The sequence below is a fragment of the Arthrobacter sp. 01T414 genome (genome assembly GCF_056398965.1).
On the sequence record NZ_JBFTQK010000002.1, the window covers coordinates 198,594 to 219,874 of the forward strand.

The window sequence follows — 21,281 nt, forward strand, 5'->3', positions numbered from 1 at the left end:
CGGAACTCTTTCCAGGAGGTGCTTCGTGCCGGACCGAGAGCCCCCGGGCTGGCCGTGGCTGCGCGAGCGCCTGGCCAGGCTCCGGCAAGCCGCCCGTCCCGGGGCGGTCGCCGAACCGGTGCAGGCCGTGGCGGTGCGGACTGCGGTGGTCACTGACTCGGCTGCCGCCCTGCCGCCGGAGTGGGTGCGGGACTTCACCGCCGACGGCCGCCTGACAGTGGTGCCCATGCCGGTCATGGTGGGCGCCGAGATTTACGGCGAGGGCGAGGACGACATCGCCGAGACCATTGCCGTGGCGCTGGCCAGCGGCCTGCCGGTCCGAACGTCGAGGCCCTCACCCGGCCAGTTCGAACAGGCCTACCGCGCCGCGTCGGCGCGCGGCTTCGAGTCCGTGGTCTCGCTTCACATTTCCGGTGAGCTCTCCGGTACCGCGGAGTCCGCCCGGCTCGCCGCGGCCAAAGTGGAAATCCCGGTGACGGTGGTGGATTCCCGGACCGTTGGCATGGCGCAGGGCATGGGCGTGCAAAGCGCAGTGGTCGCGGCGGCCGACGGCCGCGGGGCGGAGCAAGTCAGCGCCTTCGCCCAGGAACGCCTGGCCCGCACCAAGGTCTACTTCTATGTGCCGAGCCTGGAGCAACTGCGCCGCGGCGGCCGGATCGGTGCGGCCGCCTCCCTGTGGGGGACCATGTTCGCAATCAAGCCGATTCTGGCGGTCGACGGCGGCAAAGTCGTACCGCTCGAGAAGGTCCGGTCTGCCGCACGCGCCATCGCCCGGCTGGAGGAAATCGCCGCCGCGGACGCGCTGTCCCGCCCCAGCGGCGAGGCCAGGATCGCGGTGCACCACTTTGGCAACCGGGCCGAGGCGGAGCAGCTCGCCTCCCGGCTGGCGCGGCTGCTGCCCGAGTGCCCGCCGGCCCAGATCAGCTCGCTCCCTGCCGTGCTGGCCGCCCACGCCGGGCTCGGCGTACTCGCCGTGATCGTGGGGGAGAGCAGCACCCCGCTGCCCGCCGCTGGGCCGTCCTCTGGAGCTCCCGGGACTCTTTCCACATAGCCCGTCAGTGCCTGTCAAGTGGCCGGCTGCCGTCCCTAGGCTGGTTGCATGTCGCGTCGATACGCCGGAGCCGGAGCCCGCAGCAGAACTCGCCGGGAACCGACGCTGGCCCGGCACCGTTGGGCCGCCAGCCTTGGCCCCGCGCCTGATGAAGGCCAGCCCGGTAAAGGGCGTCTCAGTGGAGCGCTGCTCGGTGATGCACCCGCTACGGGAGCTCCGGCTGAGGGGTCCCCGGACTGGGACGCTTCGGGGCAAGCCGCTGTTGCTGTGGAGCGAACGCCCGCGACGTTCAGGTGGCGCAGCGGCCGGAACGCCGCCGTCCTGCTCGCCGTGATCTCAATGCTGTTGGCAGGCTGGTTCTGGTGGCAGGCGGTCGACGGCGCACCCCGGGTCCAGCCTCTGGGCCAACCACCCGGTCCGGAGATGTCGGACGCGGCCGGGCCAGGCGGGGACAATGGGACGGTTTCCGACGGGGCGCCAGCGAACGCGGACCCGGCAGCCGCGGGCTTACCTGGCGCGACGTTGGCCAGCGTTATCGTCGTCCACGTGGCTGGTGCCGTGGCCAGGCCCGGGGTGGTGCTGCTACCGCGCGGAAGTCGCGTCCACGAGGCCATCAAAGCCGCGGGCGGGAGCACCCGCACGGCCGACCTGGACCGGCTCAACCTTGCCGCCATTCTTGAGGACGGCCAGAAAATCCTCGTTCCCGTGCTCGGGGGCCCGGACCCGGTGGAACCTTCCGGCCCCTCCACGGCTACCGGCGGCGCCGGGACCTCCGGCAGCGGTGAGGCGCCAGCAGGAAAGATCAACCTCAATACCGCCGACGTCGAGGAGCTGGCGACGCTGCCACGCGTCGGGCCGGTGCTGGCCCAGCGGATTGTGGACTGGCGGAAGCAGCATGGCGGCTTTGGCCGCGTCGAGGAACTCGACGCAGTCGAGGGCGTGGGCCCCAAGTTGCTCGAAGCCTTGCTACCGCTGGTGCAGGTCTGACATGCCCGGGCACCCGCCGCCTCGCTGGCAGGCCTACCGGGACGCCGCAGCCGGTTCGCTGAATGGGAGCCAGGATCCGTCGGGCCCGGTCCCCGTACCTGTAGCGGTGCCGGGAGCAGCCCCGTCAAGAGCCACGTTCACAGCCCCGACGGCGGGCGGGACGCCTACCGGATCGTCCCGGACAGGGATACTGGCTGCTGGCGTCACGGCCGGAGCCGTCGGGCGCATGCGCGAAGTGCTGGGTCGCCTCTTGGCGGCAGACGGTCCCGTGGCTTCCGGCCGGCAACGGCAGCGGCGGACCGACCTCCGCCTGGTGCCCGCCGTGCTGCTCGTATGGGCAACGGCCGTGGCCGGCGTATGGCTGGAGCCCGGCGCCCTCGCGGCCCTGTGCGCCGGGTTGGCGACGGCAGCGGCTGCCCTGTTGCTGGGTCCGGTAGCCCGCCGTAGAAGGCTGGCGGCCCGCAGCTTCCGGGCAACCCTGGCCCTCGCACTGCTGCTCTCGTGTGCCGCCGGAGCCCATTCGGCTGTGGCGTCTTCGCAGCGGAACGACGGCGCCGTCGCCGAGGCCGTCGCTGCGCGTGCGTCCGTGGTGGCCGAGATCGCCGTTGCGGGCATGCCACGGCGGCTCGCCGCCCCGGGCGGCTCCGGGCCGCGCAGCTCCAGGTCGGGCGGCTCCGGGCAGTCAGGCCGGTGGGCCGTACCGGCAACGTTGCTCGTCCTGGTCTTCGACGGCCGACGCGTGGAAGCCTCCGCGAAGCTGCTGGTTCTCGGCGGGCAGGACTGGGAACACGCCGCGCCGGGCCAGCGCTTCCGGGCCACCGGGAGCCTCAAGCCGGCCGGTGCAGGCGAGGCGGAAGCCGGAATCCTCGCAGCGTCCTCAGCGCCGCAACTTCTGCGCACCGCCGACGGCTGGGAACGCATCCCTTCAGGCCTGCGAAGCGGTTTCAATGCGGCCGCCGCGGGCCTTCCCGGCGACGCGAGCGGACTCCTGCCCGGGATGGTGACCGGCGATACCGGTGGGGTGGACCCCGAGCTCGCCGCGGCCATGAAAACGGTCGGAATGACCCACCTGACTGCCGTGAGCGGAGCCAACTGCAGCCTGGTGCTCGGGGCGCTGCTGCTGGCGGCGCGCATCCTGCGGCTGCCCCGGCCGGTGGCTGCTTCCCTCGCCCTCGCCGGGCTCGGGCTGTTCGTCCTGATGGTGGGCCCCGACGCCAGCGTTCTGCGGGCCGCACTCATGGGGGCGATCGACCTCGCGGCTCTTGCGGTCGGCCGAGCCGGGCGCGGCCTGAGCCTGCTGTGCGTGGCCTCGACCGGACTGCTCCTGGCGGACCCGGCTCTGGCCACCGATTTCGGGTTCGTGCTCTCCGTATCGGCCACCCTGGGCATTGTCGCGGCTGGCAGGGCGATAATGGGGTGGCTGCCCGCCGCCGTGCCACGCTGGGTGGCTGCCGGACTCGCGGTGCCGTTATCCGCCCAGCTCTTCTGCGGACCGGTGATCGTGCTGCTCCAGCCGCAGTTCTCCAGTTACGCGCTGCCCGCGAATCTGGCGGCCGCAGCACTGGTGGCACCGGTGACGCTCCTCGGTACGGCTGCCGTGCCGCTCGTGCCCCTAGTCCCGGCGTTGGCGGCTCTTCCCATCGCCCTTGCCGGAACCATTGCAGCGGGTGTGGCCGGCATCGCCCGCTACTTCGCGGCCATGCCGGGAGCGGTGTTGCCCTGGCCGGAGGGCGCCTTCGGCACCGCCACTATGGTGCTGTTCTCCGGTCTGTCACTGGCCGCTTTGTGGCTCGTGACCCACCCCTCAGCCGCCCTGCTCCTGGTCCTGAAAATGCATGACCAAACCACACTGTGCCTCACCCGCATTGCCCAGCTTCGTCCGGGCCCGCCCGGCACCGCCCGCGCCCAGGCCTTGGCCGGCCGGCGCGGCTTGGTGGTCCGCCCACGCCGTGGCACGCTTAGAGTCTGCAAACCAACTTCCCGGAGGAACCAAGAGTGGCTGCTGCCCAAACCCAACGCACCCGGACCACGGCCGCGAACACCGCCACCTGGCGCGACGTGACGCCCGCGCCGGTCGTGCTGGTCGGCGGACCCGAGGACTATCTGGGTTCCCGTGCGCTGGACCGGATTCGCTCCCAGGTCCGCGCCTCCGCTCCCGACGTCGAGGTCACCCGGCTCAATGCCGGCAATTACGAACCCGGCATGCTGGCCATGAACGTCAGCCCGTCCCTTTTTGGCGAACAAAAGCTGATTGAGGTGGAAGGCCTGGAGGCGATGAACGACGCTTTCCTCACCGATGCCTTGAAATATCTTGCCCAGCCCGAGCCGGACGCCGTGCTGGTGCTGCGCCACGGCGGGGGAGTGCGGGGAAAGAAGCTCCTAGACGCGATCAAGGCGGGCGGCTGGCCCGTGGTCGATTGCCAGCCGTTGAAGAAGGACGCGGACAAGGCGGCTTTTGTCACCACTGAATTCAAGGCCGGCTCCCGGCGGATCGAGCCCGACGCCGTGCACGCCCTGGTCAACGCTGTGGGGGCGAACCTGGCAGAACTGGCCGCGGCCTGCAGCCAGCTGATCGCCGATGCCACCACCGCCGTTGACTCCGAAATGGTGGACCGCTACTACGGCGGAAGGGTGGAAGCCACGGCTTTCAAGGTCGCCGATGCGGCCATGGCCGGCAACGCTCCGCTGGCCCTCTCCACCCTCCGGCACGCACTGGACACCGGAGCCGACCCGGTGCCGATCGTCGCCGCCCTCGCCGCGAAGCTGCGGTCCCTGGCCAAAGTGGCGGGGGCGCAGGGCTCATCGGCCCAGATCGCCAAGCAGCTGGGCATGCAGCCCTGGCTCGTCGAACAGGCTCAGCGGGACGTCAGGCGCTGGACGCCCGAGGGCCTGGTCCGGTCCATTCAGGTCACGGCCGAAGCCGACGCCCAGGTCAAGGGGCTCTCCCGCGACCCGGTCTACGCCGTCGAGCACGCTGTCACGGTGATCGCGGGTTCGGTGCGCCGCTAGCGAGGGGTTCACTCCACCGGGCGGCTCGGCACATCACTCCGCCCGGTCGGTGCGCCGTCGGCCTCGATCGGCCGTCGCGGCGCTTTAACTGGCTGTGGCCGGCACCCAGGGGTGCCGGCCACAATCGTCAGTTCAGTTGAACTGGAAAACCTTAGAGTGCGTTGACCTTCTTGGAGATCGCGGACTTGCGGTTTGCAGCGTTGTTCTTGTGAAGAACACCCTTGCTGACAGCCTTGTCGAGCTTCCGGCTGGCAGTAACCAGTGCAGCAGTAGCGGCATCCTTGTCGGTGGACTCAACGGCGGAGTTGACGGCGCGGATGGCCGTCTTCAGCTCGGACTTGACTGCGTTGTTGCGCAGGCGAGCCTTTTCGTTGGTCAGGATGCGCTTCTTCTGGGACTTGATATTAGCCACGTGTGAACTCTCTTTTTCAATGCGGAAAATGGTCTAGAGGGCTTTCAGATTGGCCATTGACTGAGCGGCGTGGGGATACCTATGGCGACCAACCATCTGTGGCCGTCGACCTGCACGGACACACAGCTGTCAATAATAGCAGAGACGCGAACCCGGTGGCGATTTCCGGGGCGCCGCGCGGGTCGGGAGCGTCCGACGCCGGTGCGGCCGCCCCGCCGCGATGTCAGGACCAGCCGTGCCGGCTGCGCAGCGCCGCGGAGATATCCCGGAACCGCCCGGCGTCGAGGATTGCGCCCTCGCGGCGGACGTCCTGCGGGTTGATCTGCAGGATCCGGTCCAGCCGTGCTTCGCTGGGGCGCCACTGCCGGTCCCAGGGGCCGGTGCCGATGTCGACGTAGTCATCCGCGCGGCGCGCGTCGCCGTCGTGATCCTTGCTGGTGAGCATAAGGCCCAGAAGGTAGCGGCCCCGGCTTCCCACGAGCAGCACCGGCCGGTCCTTGCCCTGGGAGCGGTCCTCCTCGAACGGCACCCAGGTCCAGACGATCTCGCCTGGCTCGGGCCGGCCATTCGCGGCGGGGCTGTACTGTACTTTGGCTTTGCCCACGAAGTCGCCCGGGTAGATGCCGGTCAGGCGGGCGGGACCGCGGCCCACCTGCCGCGCGGGGGCCTTGCCTGGGGCCTTTCCGGTGGGACGGCGGGTTGGGGCGGGCGCGCCGCCGAGCCGGTCAAGGAAACGCAGGGCGCCGCGGACGGCGCTGCCGAGGGAACGAAGATTCAAGGCCATGGGGAAACCCTACCGGCCGTCCGCCGACGGCCCGCGAGGACGGGCCGGACCACCCTCGAGGACCGGCGGAACGCCGCGTGGGGACGGGGAGTGGTGCTCCCCGCCGACCGTCCCGGCTCGCAACCGGCGCGAATGCATGGCCACCCGCCGGGACGTGGGAGACTATAGGAACGAGAAAAGCGGCTTGCCGCAGCACGGTGGAACCCGCAACGCGAAACACCGGCTGCGCCCGTCCGTAGAACAGTCCGGCTGTACAGACCACTAATACAGCCCCCAAGTATTGCCAAGAGTAAGGACCCTGCGTGTCTCCCATGGCCCGCACCGCCCCGGTGCCTGCCGCAACAGATCCGGCCCTCATCCGGAACTTCTGCATCATTGCGCATATTGACCACGGCAAGTCCACACTGGCCGACCGCATGCTCCAGTACACCGGCGTCGTCCAGTCCCGGGACATGAAGGCCCAGTACCTGGACCGGATGGACATCGAGCGCGAACGCGGCATCACCATCAAGTCCCAGGCCGTCCGGATGCCGTGGGAGCTCGACGGCACCAGCTACGCGCTGAACATGATCGACACCCCGGGCCACGTCGACTTCACTTACGAAGTTTCCCGGTCGCTCGCCGCCTGCGAGGGCGCCGTGCTGCTCGTTGACGCCGCCCAGGGCATTGAGGCCCAGACCCTCGCCAACCTCTACCTGGCGATGGAGAACAACCTCACGATCATCCCGGTCCTGAACAAGATCGACCTGCCCGCCGCGCAGCCGGAGAAGTACGCCGAAGAACTGGCTAACCTGATCGGCGGCGACCCGGACGACGTGCTGCGCGTCTCCGGCAAGACCGGTGCCGGCGTCGAACTCCTGCTGGACAAGATCGTCCGCGACCTTCCCGCGCCGGTGGGCGACCCGAACGCCCCCGCCCGCGCGATGATCTTCGACTCCGTCTACGACACCTACCGCGGGGTCGTCACCTACGTCCGCGTGGTCGACGGCATGCTGCACCCGCGCGAACGCATCCAGATGATGTCCACCCGCGCCACCCACGAACTGCTCGAAATCGGCGTGAGCTCCCCGGAACCCACCCCGTCCAAGGGCCTGGGCGTCGGCGAGGTCGGCTACCTCATCACCGGCGTGAAGGACGTCCGCCAGTCCAAGGTCGGCGACACCGTCACCAACCTGGCCAAGCCGGCCACGGATTCGCTGCCCGGCTACGCCGACGCCAAGCCGATGGTCTTCTCCGGCCTGTATCCGCTGGACGGCACCGACTATCCGGTGCTCCGCGACGCGCTTGAGAAGCTCATGCTCAACGACGCCGCGCTGGTCTATGAACCGGAGACGTCCGCTGCGCTGGGCTTCGGCTTCCGCGTCGGGTTCCTCGGCCTGTTGCACCTGGAAATCACCCGCGAGCGGCTCGAACGCGAGTACAAGCTGGACCTGATCTCCACCGCGCCGAACGTTGAGTACGAGGTGACGCTGGAGGACAAGAAGGTCGTCCACGTGACCAACCCCAGCGAGTACCCCACCGGCAAGGTTTCCGAGGTCCGGGAGCCGATGGTCTCCGCCACAATCCTCGCGCCCAACGAATTTGTCGGCGCCATCATGGAACTGTGCCAGAGCCGCCGCGGCGTGATGGGCGGCATGGATTACCTCTCCGAGGACCGGGTGGAGATCCGCTACCGGCTGCCGCTGGCAGAAATCGTCTTCGACTTCTTCGACATCCTCAAGTCCAAGACCCGCGGCTACGGCTCGCTGGACTGGAAGGCCGACGGCGACCAGGTCGCCGACCTGGTCAAGGTGGACATCATGCTCCAGGGCGAACAGGTCGATGCCTTCAGCGCCATCACCCACCGCGACAAGGCCTACGCCTACGGTGTGATGATGACCGGCAAGCTGCGCGAACTCATCCCGCGCCAGCAGTTCGAGGTGCCGATCCAGGCAGCCATCGGTTCCCGGATCATCGCCCGTGAGAGCATCCGGGCGATCCGCAAGGACGTCCTGGCCAAGTGCTACGGCGGTGACATCACCCGAAAGCGCAAACTGCTGGAGAAGCAGAAGGAAGGCAAGAAGCGCATGAAGATGGTGGGCCGCGTCGAGGTGCCCCAGGAAGCCTTCATTGCCGCGCTGACCACGGAAGAGTCCAAGGACAAGGCCAAGAAGTAGCCATGCCAAGCGCACTTCCCCTCGGTGACCCGGCGCCGTCGGACGGGCTCCTGCCCGGCCAGGCGGCGGCGGGCGCCGCGGACCGGGCCTTCGGGCTCTACGTCCATATTCCGTTCTGCGCCGTGCGCTGCGGCTACTGCGATTTCAACACGTACACCGCCACCGAACTCGGCGGCGGCGCATCGCAGGATGCCTACGCCGGCACCGCCGTCGCGGAGGTGGATTTCGCCGGTCGGGTGCTGAAGGCTTCCGGCTTGCCGGAACGCCGGCTCAGCACGGTGTTCTTCGGCGGCGGCACGCCGACGCTGCTTCCCGCCTCGGACCTGGCGCGCATCCTAGGCGCCGCGATCGATACCTGGGGGCTGGAGCCCGGCGCCGAGGTCACCACGGAAGCCAACCCCGATTCGGTCACGCCGGAATCCCTGCAATTGCTCGCCGACGCCGGCTTCACCCGCGTCTCCTTCGGCATGCAGTCGGCCGTGCCGCACGTCCTCAAGGTCCTGGACCGCACTCACACGCCCAGCCGCGTGCCGCAGGTCGTCCAGTGGGCGCGCGAGGCGGGCCTCGCAGTGAGCCTGGACCTGATCTACGGAACACCGGGGGAGTCGCTTGAGGACTGGCGGTACTCGCTGGAAACAGCCCTGTCCTACGGCCCGGACCACATCAGCGCCTACGCGCTGATCGTCGAGGAGGGCACGAAGCTCGCCGCCCAGATCCGCCGCGGCGAAGTGCCCGGCATCGACGACGACGACCACGCCGCCAAGTACGAGCTGGCCGATGAACTGATCGTCGCAGCCGGCCTGGGCTGGTACGAGGTCAGCAACTGGGCGCGCACCCCGGATCAGGCCTGCCGCCACAACCTGGCCTACTGGCGCGGGGATGACTGGTGGGGCATCGGCCCCGGCGCACACTCGCACGTCGGCGGGGTCCGCTGGTGGAACGTCAAGCACCCCACCGCCTATGCCGGCCGGCTGGGCTCGGGCGTCTCGCCTGCCGCGGGCCGGGAGACCCTCGACGCGGAGACCCGCAACGTGGAACGCGTCATGCTCGAGGCCCGCCTGGTCACCGGCCTTGAGATCGCAAGCCTGGGTGGGCTGGGGGACACCGGGCGTCATGCGGTTGCCGGGCTGATTGCGGAGGGGCTGGTGGACCCCGCAGCGGCCTTCAAGGGCCGGCTGGTGCTCACGCTCAAAGGCCGGCTTCTCGCCGATGCAGTGGTCCGACGGATCCTGCCCGACTAGGCAGTCAGGGCGCGAGCGCCTAGATCGCCTAACCGCGCTACTTGATCCAGCGGAGGTTGTACTCGTACCGGTGCGGCTGGCCGCGGTTGACGTGGATGCCGGCGGCCACTGAGAAGCAGGCGAGGGCGATCCAGATGGCGGTTGCCAGGACGGCGAACAGGTTGCCCACCACGGGGACAAAGACGAGCAGGTTGGCCACCACAGCGGCGATCGTGGGCGGAAGCGTGAAGTTCAGGGCTTCCTTCGACTCCTGTGCCGTGAACGGGCCGCGGTCCTTGAAGATCAGGTAAATCAGCAGCGCGGGAATGCAACCCAGGATGCCGCCAAAGTGCGCAAGGGTAGCCCATTGCCGGTCTTCACTCGCCGTCAGCGGCAGGGCATTTGCGGGAACGCCATGATACTGCGACTGGCCATGGCCGGCCTGGTGGTCCGTGTGGTCGCGTGCGTCTTCTGCCACGTTTCGTCCTTTGGATTGCGGTGGAGCGTTGGTACCTCTACGAGCCGCGGCCGCAACAAAATGCAGCGGCCGCTCTTCCAAGAATACTTGCTCGCGACGCGTATGAAGCACGCGGACGGGGCTACGGCACCGTGAGGAAGTCGATGACCTCTTCCACCCGGCCCAGCAGGGAAGGCTCCAGGTCTGCGTAGCTGCGCACCGCGCCGAGGAGTTTTTGCCAGCCCAGGCCGATGTCCTCCTTGGTGCTGTGCGGCCAGCCGAAGGCGGTCAGGATGCCGGTCTTCCAGTCCACGCCGCGCGGGATGACCGGCCACCGTTCTATGCCCAGCACGGCGGGGCGGATCGCCTGCCAGACGTCCACATACGGGTGCCCGACGATCAGCACGTTCCCCGCTGCGCCCGGCGTGGCCATCACTGCATCGGCGATGCGTGACTCCTTTGAGTCGGGAACGAGGTGGTCCACCAGCACGCCGAGGCGGCGCCCCGGGCCGGGCCGGAAATCTTTCACAGCGGCAGCCAGGTCGTCGATGCCGTGCAGCGGCTCAACCACGATGCCCTCGACGCGGAGATCGTCACCCCAGACTTTCTCGACCAGTTCGGCGTCGTGCTTGCCTTCGACCCAGATCCGGCTGGCCTTCGCGACCTGGGCGCGCTGGCCCTCCACCCGGACCGAGCCGGAGGCCGTCCGTGCACCGGGGGCCGCTGCCGGTACCCGCGGGGCGGGCGGCATCAGCCGGATGGGCTGCCCCTCGAGCAGGAAGCCGAAGCCGAGCCGGAACGAGCGGGATTTGCCGCGCCGGTCCTCGAGGGCCACCACGTGCATGCCGCCGGACTTCTCCACGCGGGTTACGGCGCCGACCCAGCCTGACTGCACGTCCTCTAGCACCATGCCGCGTTCCACCGGGATTTCGGGCAGCTGGGCCTTGGCGGGCGCGGAGAGATCCTGCGGGCCCCAGTTCTGGTACGACATCGGTTACACACTGCTTTGCACTTGGGAATCACTTGGGAATTACGGGGGAGGGAACGGGGGCGCGGCCTGTGGTGTGCCGGGAAACACCGGTCCCGGTGGTCACGCCCGCAGCGAATCCAATGCTAACAACGGCGCGAGTCATATTAGACTGGTTAGCACTTAGGCATGTCGAGTGCTAACACCGGGTCTTCTTTCACGTCCGGCGGCACCGGCGAACCGATACGGGTCGATTGGAGGTGGAGCGTGAGCGAGCCACGCAAACTCGAAGTGCTGCGCGCCATCGTGGAGGACTACGTCCATTCCCGCGAACCGGTTGGATCCAAAGCCCTGGTGGAACGGCACCACCTGGGCGTGTCCAGCGCAACGATCCGCAATGACATGGCCGCGTTGGAAGATGAGGGCCTGATCACGGCGCCGCACACGAGCGCCGGGCGGATTCCCACGGACAAGGGCTACCGCCTGTTCGTGGACCAGATTTCGGCGGTTAAACCGCTATCGCCGGCAGAGCGGCGCGCCATCCAGGCCCTGCTCGAAGGGTCCGATGACCTCGACGACGTCCTCGACCGGACGGTGCGGCTGCTCTCGCAGCTGACCAACCAGGTCGCCGTCGTGCAGTACCCGCTCTTGAGCCGTGCCCGCGTCCGGCACATCGAATTCGTGCTCCTGGCGCCGCGCAAGGTCCTCACGGTCCTGATCGCGGACACCGGCAAGGTGGAGCAGCGCGTGATCGACGTCGGCCAGGACTTTGGCGACGAGGCCCTCGCCGATCTCCGCTCCCTGTTCCTGGCAAAACTCTCCGGCACCCCGCTGAGCCTGCTGCCCCAGTCGCTGCAGGCCGTGGTGGACAGCTGTCCGCCCGTGCGGCGCGGCGCTGCCCAGGCCCTGGCCCGCGGACTTGAATCGCTTGCCGCGAGCAGCCGGGAGGAACGGATGGTCATGGCCGGTACCGCCAACCTGGCCCGGTCCAACGTGGACTTCCCGCTGAGCATCGGCCCCGTGCTGGAGGCCCTCGAGGAGCAGGTAGTGATGCTGCGCCTGCTCAGCGACATGGCGCAGGACCCGCGCGGTGTCACCGTCAGCATCGGCCGGGAGAACCCCTACGACGGCCTCTCCGAAGCATCCGTGGTGGCCACCGGCTACGGTCCGGACGCCACAGCCAAGGTCGGAGTGCTCGGCCCCACCCGGATGGACTATCCCACCACCATGGCCGCCGTCCGTGCGGTGGCCCGCTACCTTTCGCGGATCCTCGGGCCCTGACCGGCCGGACCGTGCACCGGACTTCTCGCCACTACAGGCAGTACCCACTGGCAGTACAAAAAGGAAGAGATACACACTTTGAGCAGCCACTATGACGTTCTTGGAGTCTCCCGTGAAGCGACGGGGGAAGAGATCAAGAAGGCCTACCGCAAGCTTGCGCGCACCCTGCACCCGGACGTGAACCCCGGCGACGACGCTTCCGAGCGCTTCAAGGCGGTGACCCACGCCTACGAGGTGCTGTCCGACCCGCAGAAGCGCCGGGTCTACGACACGACGGGCAACGAGAACGGTACCGACAACGGCTTCGGCGGCGGGTACGCCGGCCAGGGCTTCGCCTTCCAGGACATCTTCGAGACCTTCTTCGGCGGAGCCGGCGGCCAGGGCGGCCCGGCATCCCGGGTGCGCCGCGGCCAGGACGCCCTGATCAGCGTCCGGATCGACCTGCGCGATGCGGTCTTCGGCGTCAACAAGAAGCTCGAAGTCGACACCGCCGTCACCTGCCCCACCTGTGAGGGCTCCTGCTGCCGCGAAGGCAGCCACCCCGAGCGTTGCGACATCTGCGGCGGCAGCGGCCAGGTCCAGCGCGCAGTGCGCTCCATCCTCGGCCAGGTCATGACCACCGCCCCCTGCGGCAGCTGCGAAGGCTTCGGCACCGTGATCAAGGACCCGTGCAACGAATGCGCCGGCCAGGGCCGGATCCGCAGCCGCCGGTCGCTCACCGTCAAGGTCCCAGCCGGCGTCGCCACCGGCACCCGCATCCAGCTCTCCGGCCAGGGTGAGGCCGGTCCGGCCGGCGGTCCCTCCGGTGACCTGTACGTCGAGATCCGGGTCAACAACGACCCCACTTATGTGCGCGAAGGCGATGACCTGCACGCAAGCCTCAGCATCCCCATGACGGCCGCGGCGCTTGGCACCGAGCTGACCCTGGAGACCTTCGACGGATCGCAGGAAATTGACGTCAAGGCTGGCACCCAGTCCGGCGAGGTCATCACGCTCCGCGGCCTGGGCGTAACGCACCTGCGCGGCTACGGCCGTGGCGACCTGAAGGTCCACCTCCAGGTGGAAACCCCGGCCAAGCTCGACGCCGCCCAGGAAGACCTGCTCCGCCAGCTCGCCAAACTCCGCGGCGAGCAGTTCACCGAGGGAAAGCTGGCCGCAAGCGGCGGCGTCTTCGCCAAACTGCGGGACCGGCTCGGTAACCTGTAGCGGTGAGTAACCCGGTTTTCTTCACCCCCGCAGGCACCCTGGACCAGCTGGTTCCCGGTGCGACGTTCGTCCTCGAAGGCGCCGAAGCGCGCCATGCGGTGACGGTCAAGCGCCTGGCCGTGGGGGAGGCCGTGGACATCGCCGACGGCGCCGGCAAGCGAATCACCGGCACCGTGACCGCCGTCGCCCCGCAGGAGCTGACGGTGGAGTGCGGCGAAGTGGCGGTCGAGCCAAAGCCGGGCGTTTCCCTGGTGCTGGTGCAGGCGCTGGCCAAGGGCGACCGGGACGAGCTGGCGGCCGAGACGGTGACTGAACTGGGGATCGACGCCGTCGTTCCCTGGCAGGCCGAACGGTCGATCGTCCGGTGGAAACCAGAACGCGCCGCGAAGGCGCACGCCAAATGGCAGTCGGTCGTGACGGCGGCGGCGAAGCAGGCCCGCCGGGCCTGGATCCCGGAGGTCCGCGCCGCGGTGGACGGCAACGGCCTGCAGGCGGCCGTTGCCGCCGCGGACCTCGCGGTGATCCTGCATGAGGACGCGGTTCGGCCCCTGCGGCAGGTGCTGGAGGCGTGGTCCCAGCAGCTGACCGACGACGGCGTAGCCCGGGAGGTGCTCCTGATCGTGGGACCCGAGGGCGGCATCAGCCCGCGCGAGGTAACGCGGCTCTGCGATGCGGGGGCCGTCACGGCCCTGCTGGGCCACCACGTGCTGCGTTCCTCTACCGCCGGACCCGCCGCCACCGTGCTGGCCAGCGACATTCTGGGACGCTGGTAGCGGCAACCCGCTGACGTCACAGCTCCGGCGCGGGCCGGAGTGCAGGGCGGAGATAACCCTTAGCGGACAGTGAACCCGCGGGTATCGACATTCAGGTCCTGGACCTTGCTGGCGGGGTCGATCTGCGACACGCGGACCTCATACTCTCCCGGACCCAGGTTCAGCGTGAGGTTGAACAGCCCGGACTCCGAGGCGTCGGCCGAGGCGGTGGTGGTGCCGTCGAGGTAGGGCGTCTTGCTGGCGCCGTCGACCCGCATTATCTCCCAGCGCAGCTTGCCGCCCGGGACCGTGCTCCGGCCGGAAATCTTGACCTTTCCGTCCGCTACCTCGGTGCCCTCCTGCGGATCGATGATCCACACGGGGGCGACCATTCCGGCGCTGCGTGAGGTCGGTGAACCGAGCCGGACCCGGTTGAAAGCGACGTAGTCGGTGTGTCCATCCACGAGGATGACGACCTGGATCTGCTGTCCGGTGTCGGTCAGCCCCGCGCTGGCACCGGCGGCTGTGGCTGTATAGACGAGTTGCTGGATCGCACGTTCGGCTATGTCGGCGTCGACATTGCTGTTGAACGCATCGGCCGACACGTCCACCGTGATGACGTTCTTGCCGGAAATCGAGGTGGCCAGCATCCTGGGGTTCTGCCACGGGGTGAAGAAATCGGGATCGAGCGGCTTCTGCGACATCATCACCCGCAGGGCCCGCGTGATCGGGTTGTCCTCTTCGGACACGTCGCGGAATTCGCGGTACAGGAAGACGTTGTTGTTGCTGCGCCCGATCCAGTAGACCGGTGCCTTGTTCGAAGCCTGCGTCGATTCCAGCGGGGCGCTGGTGGTCGCGACGCCCGCCGCAGTTCCGGGGACGGTGTGCGTCGGCGTGTTCGAGTTCGTGATTCCGGGCTGGGGCGTGGCCACGCAGCCGGACAGCGCCAAGGCCGCGGGCAGCACAAGATGCAGCAAGCCGCGGCGCGTACGCCGCCCTGCTGCAGTCCCGGTCACTCCGCGCTGGATGATTGCCCTGTTCCCTTCGCTGTGGGCCTCGCGCCGCGGGCGCGGCAGGGCCGAATCCAGCATTACACAGGGAGACCGCGCTCCGGACGGGATTCGGGGCGGTCCGGCGAACTGCAACGGGAACGATATGAGGACGATATGAAGTTGATACCTAATGTCGTGCCGGAGGCCCAAACGAAGGCCCAGGCGGAGGCCCGTGCCGGCCCCGCGCCGCCCGCGCGCGCCGGTACCGGGCCGCGCTGGCGTAAGATGGAAGAACCCGCTGAAACCGGCGCGGACGGCCCGGATTGCCGTCGGCCCGCACCCGACGCGGCGAGACCATTTCCGAACTGGAGGGGACCAGAGGCCTACGGGCCAACACCATGACTGAAGCAGCCAACGGCAAGGCCCGGATCAGCGCGAACGAGCGCACCGCAGGGGAATTTCCCCACTCCCTCCCAGGTCTGCGGACGGAGGTGGTCCTGTTCGACAATTCCGACCAGATGGTGCAATCCCTGGGAAGCCATGACGAAGCCCTGCGCTTCATCGAGACCCAGTTCCCCAACGTCGACTTCCACGTCCGTGGCAATGAGCTCTCCATCAACGGCCCTGCCGCCGACGTGCCCCGCATCATGCGGCTGCTCAACGAGGTGCGCGGCCTGGTGGCACGCGGAACCGTCATAACCCCGGTGGTCCTGCAGCAGCTCGTATCCCTGCTGCGCAGCCAGTCGCTGCAGAACCCGGTGGACGTACTCACGCACAACATCCTTTCCAGCCGCGGCAAGACCATCCGGCCCAAGACCCTGAACCAGAAGAACTATGTGGACGCCATCGACGCGAACACGGTGATTTTCGGGATCGGCCCGGCCGGCACCGGCAAGACCTACCTGGCCATGGCGAAGGCCGTCCAGGCGCTGCAGCAAAAGGAAGTCAACCGGATCATCCTGACCAGGCCGGCCGTCGAAGCGGGGGAGCGGCTCGGCTTCCTGCCCGGCACGCTGAGCGACAAGATCGATCCCTACCTGCGCCCGCTCTACGACGCCCTGCACGACATGATGGATCCCGAGTCGATCCCGCGGCTGATGGCCGCGGGGACCATCGAGGTGGCGCCGCTCGCCTACATGCGCGGGCGCACGCTCAACGATGCGTTCATCATCCTGGACGAGGCCCAGAACACCACCCCGGAACAGATGAAGATGTTCCTCACCCGGCTGGGCTTCGGGTCCAAGATGGTCGTCACGGGTGACGTCACCCAGGTGGACCTGCCGTTCGGCACCCGGTCCGGGTTGCGGATCGTCGAGGACATCCTGCAGGGGATTGAGGACGTCAACTTCTCGGTCCTGGACGCCTCCGACGTCGTCCGGCACCGTCTGGTGGGCGACATCGTCAACGCCTACAGCGTCTGGGACGAGACACAAAGGAACCGGGTCAAGCAGTCTGTCGCCCGGGAGAACCGGGGAGAACACGCATGAGCATCGAGGTCAACAACGAATCCGGCGTCGCGGTGGACGAAGCCCAGCTGGTCGCGCTGGCCCGCTTCGTCTTTGAGCGGCTCTTCATCCATCCGCAGGCGGAGCTGTCCATCCTGCTGGTCGATGAGCCCGCCATGGAGAAGCTGCACATCGAACTGATGGACGAGCCCGGTTCCACCGACGTGCTCTCCGTGCCGATGGACGAGCTCACTCCCGGCACGCCGGACAAGCCCACCCCGCAGGGCATGCTGGGCGACATCGCCATCTGCCCGCAGGTGGCCGAGGTGCAGGCCAAGAACGCTGGCCACTCGACCCAGGACGAAATGCTGCTGCTGACCACCCACGGCATCCTGCACCTGCTGGGCTTTGACCACGCGGAACCGGAGGAGAAGGAAGAGATGTTCGGCCTGCAGCGCGAACTGCTCTCCGGCTTCACCGGCAAGGACGCCCCGGCAGAGACGATTCAGTGACCCCACTGATTCTGGCCGGCATGGCGCTGGTCTTCCTCAGCTTTGCCGCTGTATTGACCGCGGCAGAGGCCGCCTTCAACTACCTTCCCCGCCACGACGCCGAGCAGGCAATCCTGCAAAGCCGCGGCACGGCCCTCAAACGGATCATGGCCCAGCCCGTGGCGCACATGCGTGCGCTGCGGTTCTGGCGCGTCTGGTTCGAGATGGCCTCCGCGGTGGCCGTCACCGTGCTGCTGAACAGCCTGCTGGACAACGTCTGGCTCGCCGGCCTCGCCGCCACCGGCATCATGGCCCTCGTGGGCTTCGTGATCGTCGGCGTGTCGCCACGCCAGCTGGGCCGGGTGCACTCCGCGGGCATGGTCCGTTTCTCGGCGCCGCTGATCCGCTGGCTCTGCTGGGTGCTCGGCCCGATCCCGGGCTGGCTGGTCACCCTCGGCAGCGCCGTCGCGCCGGGTGCGCCGGCGGACAACGAGGCCTTTTTCAGCGAGGAAGAGTTCCGCGAACTTGTCGAACGCGCCAGCGAATCGGACGTGATCGAGGACAACGAGGCCGAACTCATCCAGTCCGTCTTCGATTTCGGCGACACCCTGGTCCGTTCGGTCATGGTGCCCCGGACCGACATCCTCTGCATCGACTCCGGCTCCAGCCTGCACCGGGCCATGTCGCTGTTCCTCCGCTCCGGCTACTCGCGGATCCCCGTCATCGGCGAAAACACGGACCAGATCCTGGGCATCGTGTACCTCAAGGACGTCGCCGCCGTCGTGCATAACCTGGCGCCCGGCGAGGAACCCCCGGTGGTCGACGAACTGGCCCGCGGGGTCCGCTACGTGCCGGACTCCAAGCCGGTAAGCGATCTGCTTCGCGAGCTGCAGAAGGAATCCACCCACGTGGCGATCGTGATCGACGAATACGGCGGAACCGCCGGGCTGGTCACGCTCGAGGACCTGATCGAGGAAATCGTCGGCGAGATCGTCGATGAGTACGACACCGAGGCCGCGGAAGCGGTGGAGCTGGGTGACGGAAGCTACCGGGTCAGCGCCCGGATGAGCATCGACGACCTCGGCGAGCTCTTCGACCTGGAGCTCGACGACGACGAGGTGGACACCGTGGGCGGCCTGCTCGCGAAGGCGCTCGGCCGGGTACCGATCGTCGGCAGCACGGTCAGCGTCGACGGCGTCACCCTCCGGGCCGACCGGCTGGAAGGCCGCCGGAACCGCGTCAGCCACATCATTGCGGCTGCGGTTCCAAAGGAAGAAACTGACCTTGAAGACCTTCTCGACGAGTCTGAATTAACGCAACAGGGAGTTCCACGTGAGCAAGCAGAATAAGTCCGACGGCGAAGCGCCCTTCGGCGGTTACCGGGCCGGTTTCGCGGTGCTGGTGGGACGACCGAACGCAGGGAAGTCCACCCTCACCAACGCCCTGGTGGGCCAGAAGGTCGCCATCACCTCGGCGAAGCCGCAGACCACGCGGCACACCATCCGCGGCATCGTGCACCGCGACGACGCCCAGCTGATCATGGTCGACACCCCCGGCCTGCACCGGCCCCGGACCCTGCTGGGCAAGCGGCTGAACGAGCTCGTGGCGGACACCCTCGCGGAGGTCGACGCAATCGGCTTCTGCCTGCCGGCCAACGAGAAGATCGGCCCGGGTGACAAGTTCATCGCCGCGCAGCTCGCCGCCCTCGGGAACAAGCCGGTCATCGCGATCGTAACGAAGGCCGACACCGTGGACCGCCAGGCTCTGACCGAGCAGTTGCTCGCCGTCGCCGCCCTGGGCCGCGAGGTGCTGGGCGAGGACGGCTGGAAGGACATCGTTCCGGTCTCCGCGACGGACGGCTTCCAGGTTGGCACCGTCGCCGACGTGCTGATTAGCCACATGCCGCCGTCGCCCCCGCTGTACCCGGACGGCCATCTGACCGACGAGCCTGAAGCGGTGATGATCGCCGAGCTGATCCGCGAGGCTGCCCTCGAAGGCGTCCGCGACGAACTCCCGCACTCCCTGGCTGTCGTGGTGGACGAAATCGTTCCGCGTGAAGGCCGCCCCGAGGACCGTCCCTTCCTGGATGTCCGCGTCAACCTCTATGTCGAACGGCCGTCGCAGAAGGCGATCATCATCGGCAAGGGCGGGGCGCGGCTCCGAGACGTCGGCACCACGGCGCGGAAGGCCATCGAAGCACTCCTGGGTGCCCGCATCTACCTCGACCTGCACGTCAAGGTCGCCAAGGACTGGCAGCGGGATCCGAAGCAGCTGGTGAAATTGGGCTTCTAGTAGGCGTTACACCGGCGTCGGCAATCCGCCCGGAGGGGGGCCGCGGGAGAGCGCTGCGGCCCCGCCCGGGCATGCCCATCGGGATTTTCCCAGTTTCGGACACTAAAATAGGGAAACTCCCGTTCGCTAAGGAAGGCACCACCCGTGGTTCGACCCCGTGAAAACAGCGCAGACGGAACCGGCCCTCCGGTTCGGTCACATTCGGCTGCCCGGCACGCGGAGGACCCCTCCGTCGGCCTTGCGCGCCATCTGGGCGCTACGCGACGGATCCCCGGATGGCTGAAGGCCACCACGATCATCCTCTCCATACTGCTTGTGGGTGTCATTGCCTTCGGCGCCTACTGGCTCGTCCGCTTGCAGGGGAACATCACCACTCAAGCCTTGGGCGCCGGCAACACCCGGACCGAGAGCGCGCCCGACGACGCCACCGGACGGATGCAGATCCTGATCCTCGGCACGGATACCCGCGACGGCAAGAACTCCCAGTACGGCTCCAAGGACGACTCTTCCGGCTACGGCCACTCGGACGTCATGATGCTGATGGACATCTCGGCGGACAACAAGCGCGTGAGCGTCATCAGCTTCCCGCGTGACCTGCTGGTGGACACCCCCCAGTGCAAAGACCCCAAGAACAACAAGCAGTACCCGGCCCAGTCGGGCGTGATGATCAACTCGGCGATGTCCGAGGCGGGCATCGGCTGTGCCGTGGACACCGTCAACAAACTCACCGGACTGGAGATCGACCACTTCATGATGGCCGACTTCAACGCCGTCAAGGAACTCTCCAACGCCGTCGGCGGCGTGGACGTCTGCGTCAGCGATGCCATCTACGACCCCGACTCCGGCCTCCGGCTTCCCAAGGGAACCTCCAAGGTAAAGGGAGAACAGGCACTGTCCTTCGTTCGCACCCGCCATGCCTTCGGTGACGGCAGCGACCTGGGCCGGATCAAGGCGCAGCAGGGCTTCCTGTCCTCCCTGGTCCGCAAGATCAAAGACGACGGCACCCTGTCGAACCCGGCGCGGATGCTTGGCATCGCGGATGCCATCACCAAGAACCTCACCATCGACGAGGGCCTGGCCTCCGTTCCGACGCTGCTCACGGTCGGAAACCGGCTGAAGAATATCGACGTCGGCAAGGTGGCGTTCGTCGCAGCCCCGACCGAGCCCGCCGTGTCCGACTCCAACCGCCTGCAGCTGGCCGAGCCTGCAGCCTCCCAGCTGTTCGCCGCGATGCGCAAGGACATCGACCTGACCGACCCGACGGCCAAGCCGAGCGCCACGGCAGCCGCTTCGGCCAGTTCGACGGCAAGTGCCAAGCCGACGGCCAGCAAGGCTCCCGCCGCGCCGGCCTATGACAAGACGCTGCAGCCCATCGCCGTGGCCAACGGCTCGGGTAACCCGGCACGGGGCCAGGAACTCGCGGCCATCCTCAAGGCCAGCGGCTTCACCCAGACGAGCCAGTTCGACGCGCAGGCCGTGGACGCGACCGCCGTGTACTACGGCGCCGACTTCGCCGACGTGGCGGCCGACGTGGCCAAATTGCTGGGCATCCGGGCGAAGCAGGTGCTCCCGGCGGCTGGTGTCACGGGCGTCCAGGTTTACGTGGGTGCCGACTACAAGAGCGGTACCAAGCAGGCCGAAGCGCCGGTGTCGTTGCCGCCGAACATCGTCAACCAGACCGCCGGCGACACCGTCTGCCAGCAGGCGAATCCGGAGCTGATTGTCCCGTAGCCCATCGGCGGGACCTGTACCCAAGGATCTAACTGAAGACGAACTTGT

General features: G+C 68.1%; 19 protein-coding genes. 14 read left to right on the plus strand and 5 right to left on the minus strand.

The genetic code is table 11. The annotated features are described in order from the left end of the window. Positions 1-25 precede the first annotated feature (25 nt). The 4 genes from AC1DK9_RS06385 (at position 26) to holA (ending at position 5,047) form a co-directional block, all read left to right on the plus strand. Complete coding sequence (locus tag AC1DK9_RS06385; RefSeq protein ID WP_476915356.1) at positions 26-1,051, plus strand: DegV family protein; 1,026 nt, start codon at positions 26-28, stop codon at positions 1,049-1,051. Positions 1,052-1,318: 267 nt separating this feature from the next. Then, entirely contained in the window at positions 1,319-2,038 is a 720-nt protein-coding gene (locus AC1DK9_RS06390) for a ComEA family DNA-binding protein (protein ID WP_476860611.1), read from the plus strand. 250 nt (positions 2,039-2,288) lie between these two features. Then, positions 2,289-4,100, plus strand: coding sequence for a ComEC/Rec2 family competence protein (locus AC1DK9_RS06395; protein WP_476915357.1), 1,812 nt, complete (start codon positions 2,289-2,291; stop codon positions 4,098-4,100). Further along, complete coding sequence (gene holA, locus AC1DK9_RS06400) at positions 4,034-5,047, plus strand: DNA polymerase III subunit delta (protein WP_476860613.1); 1,014 nt, start codon at positions 4,034-4,036, stop codon at positions 5,045-5,047. Before AC1DK9_RS06395 ends, holA begins: the two co-directional genes overlap by 67 nt. A 151-nt stretch (positions 5,048-5,198) precedes the next feature. On the opposite strand, the gene rpsT is transcribed toward holA, so the two are convergent. Then, entirely contained in the window at positions 5,199-5,459 is a 261-nt protein-coding gene (gene rpsT / locus AC1DK9_RS06405; RefSeq protein WP_476860614.1) for a 30S ribosomal protein S20, read from the minus strand. Positions 5,460-5,682: 223 nt separating this feature from the next. Next, positions 5,683-6,243, minus strand: coding sequence for a type II toxin-antitoxin system PemK/MazF family toxin (locus tag AC1DK9_RS06410; RefSeq protein ID WP_476915358.1), 561 nt, complete (start codon positions 6,241-6,243; stop codon positions 5,683-5,685). A 302-nt stretch (positions 6,244-6,545) separates the two neighbouring features. Here AC1DK9_RS06410 and lepA point away from each other — a divergent pair, with 302 nt between their 5' ends. Together lepA and hemW are read left to right on the plus strand one after the other, a co-directional pair. Then, a complete protein-coding gene (gene lepA, locus AC1DK9_RS06415; protein WP_476860616.1) occupies positions 6,546-8,399 on the plus strand; it encodes a translation elongation factor 4 in 1,854 nt (617 codons plus the stop codon). Positions 8,400-8,401: 2 nt separating this feature from the next. Next, positions 8,402-9,640, plus strand: a complete 1,239-nt coding sequence (gene hemW / locus AC1DK9_RS06420; RefSeq protein WP_476915359.1) for a radical SAM family heme chaperone HemW — start codon at positions 8,402-8,404, stop codon at positions 9,638-9,640. Between the two features lie 37 nt (positions 9,641-9,677). Here hemW and AC1DK9_RS06425 read toward each other — a convergent pair whose 3' ends face one another. Then, positions 9,678-10,097, minus strand: coding sequence for a DUF4870 domain-containing protein (locus AC1DK9_RS06425; RefSeq protein ID WP_476860618.1), 420 nt, complete (start codon positions 10,095-10,097; stop codon positions 9,678-9,680). Positions 10,098-10,218: 121 nt separating this feature from the next. Beyond that, on the minus strand, positions 10,219-11,067 hold the full coding sequence (locus AC1DK9_RS06430) for a DUF3097 domain-containing protein (RefSeq protein WP_476915360.1): 849 nt from the start codon (positions 11,065-11,067) through the stop codon (positions 10,219-10,221). Positions 11,068-11,310: 243 nt separating this feature from the next. On the opposite strand from AC1DK9_RS06430, the gene hrcA reads away from it, so the two are divergent. The 3 genes from hrcA (at position 11,311) to AC1DK9_RS06445 (ending at position 14,303) form a co-directional block, all read left to right on the plus strand. Continuing rightward, positions 11,311-12,324 (plus strand): heat-inducible transcriptional repressor HrcA, encoded by a 1,014-nt coding sequence (hrcA, locus tag AC1DK9_RS06435; protein ID WP_476915361.1) that lies wholly within the window; start codon positions 11,311-11,313, stop codon positions 12,322-12,324. A 78-nt stretch (positions 12,325-12,402) separates the two neighbouring features. Further along, a complete protein-coding gene (gene dnaJ, locus AC1DK9_RS06440; protein ID WP_476915362.1) occupies positions 12,403-13,530 on the plus strand; it encodes a molecular chaperone DnaJ in 1,128 nt (375 codons plus the stop codon). A 2-nt stretch (positions 13,531-13,532) separates the two neighbouring features. Further along, positions 13,533-14,303, plus strand: a complete 771-nt coding sequence (locus AC1DK9_RS06445; RefSeq protein WP_476915363.1) for a 16S rRNA (uracil(1498)-N(3))-methyltransferase — start codon at positions 13,533-13,535, stop codon at positions 14,301-14,303. A 59-nt stretch (positions 14,304-14,362) separates the two neighbouring features. Here the strand turns inward: AC1DK9_RS06445 and AC1DK9_RS06450 are convergent, their stop codons facing one another. Further along, positions 14,363-15,259, minus strand: a complete 897-nt coding sequence (locus AC1DK9_RS06450; protein ID WP_476915364.1) for a GerMN domain-containing protein — start codon at positions 15,257-15,259, stop codon at positions 14,363-14,365. A gap of 413 nt (positions 15,260-15,672) precedes the next feature. On the opposite strand from AC1DK9_RS06450, the gene AC1DK9_RS06455 reads away from it, so the two are divergent. From AC1DK9_RS06455 to AC1DK9_RS06475, 5 genes are all read left to right on the plus strand, one after another. Next, positions 15,673-16,761, plus strand: a complete 1,089-nt coding sequence (locus AC1DK9_RS06455; RefSeq protein ID WP_476860624.1) for a PhoH family protein — start codon at positions 15,673-15,675, stop codon at positions 16,759-16,761. Beyond that, the gene (gene ybeY, locus AC1DK9_RS06460) at positions 16,758-17,231 is read left to right on the plus strand and encodes an rRNA maturation RNase YbeY (RefSeq protein WP_476860625.1); all 474 of its coding nucleotides are present in this window, start codon (positions 16,758-16,760) and stop codon (positions 17,229-17,231) included. Before AC1DK9_RS06455 ends, ybeY begins: the two co-directional genes overlap by 4 nt. Continuing rightward, positions 17,228-18,559 carry a hemolysin family protein gene (locus tag AC1DK9_RS06465; protein WP_476915365.1) on the plus strand — a complete coding sequence of 444 codons (1,332 nt, stop codon included), beginning with the start codon at positions 17,228-17,230 and terminating at the stop codon, positions 18,557-18,559. The genes ybeY and AC1DK9_RS06465 overlap by 4 nt, the downstream gene beginning before the upstream one ends. Continuing rightward, positions 18,543-19,502 carry a GTPase Era gene (era, locus tag AC1DK9_RS06470; RefSeq protein WP_476915366.1) on the plus strand — a complete coding sequence of 320 codons (960 nt, stop codon included), beginning with the start codon at positions 18,543-18,545 and terminating at the stop codon, positions 19,500-19,502. The genes AC1DK9_RS06465 and era overlap by 17 nt, the downstream gene beginning before the upstream one ends. Before the next feature lie 144 nt (positions 19,503-19,646). After that, positions 19,647-21,233, plus strand: a complete 1,587-nt coding sequence (locus AC1DK9_RS06475; RefSeq protein WP_476915367.1) for an LCP family protein — start codon at positions 19,647-19,649, stop codon at positions 21,231-21,233. Positions 21,234-21,281: the final 48 nt, after the last annotated feature.

Excerpts from the sequence above, each read along its gene's own strand:
- AC1DK9_RS06430 (WP_476915360.1), bottom strand. The coding sequence starts at position 11,067 with ATGTCGTACCAGAACTGGGGCCCGCAGGATCTCTCCGCGCCCGCCAAG.
- AC1DK9_RS06455 (WP_476860624.1), top strand. The coding sequence starts at position 15,673 with ATGACTGAAGCAGCCAACGGCAAGGCCCGGATCAGCGCGAACGAGCGC.
- hemW (WP_476915359.1), top strand. The coding sequence starts at position 8,402 with ATGCCAAGCGCACTTCCCCTCGGTGACCCGGCGCCGTCGGACGGGCTC.
- AC1DK9_RS06410 (WP_476915358.1), bottom strand. The coding sequence starts at position 6,243 with ATGGCCTTGAATCTTCGTTCCCTCGGCAGCGCCGTCCGCGGCGCCCTG.
- ybeY (WP_476860625.1), top strand. The coding sequence starts at position 16,758 with ATGAGCATCGAGGTCAACAACGAATCCGGCGTCGCGGTGGACGAAGCC.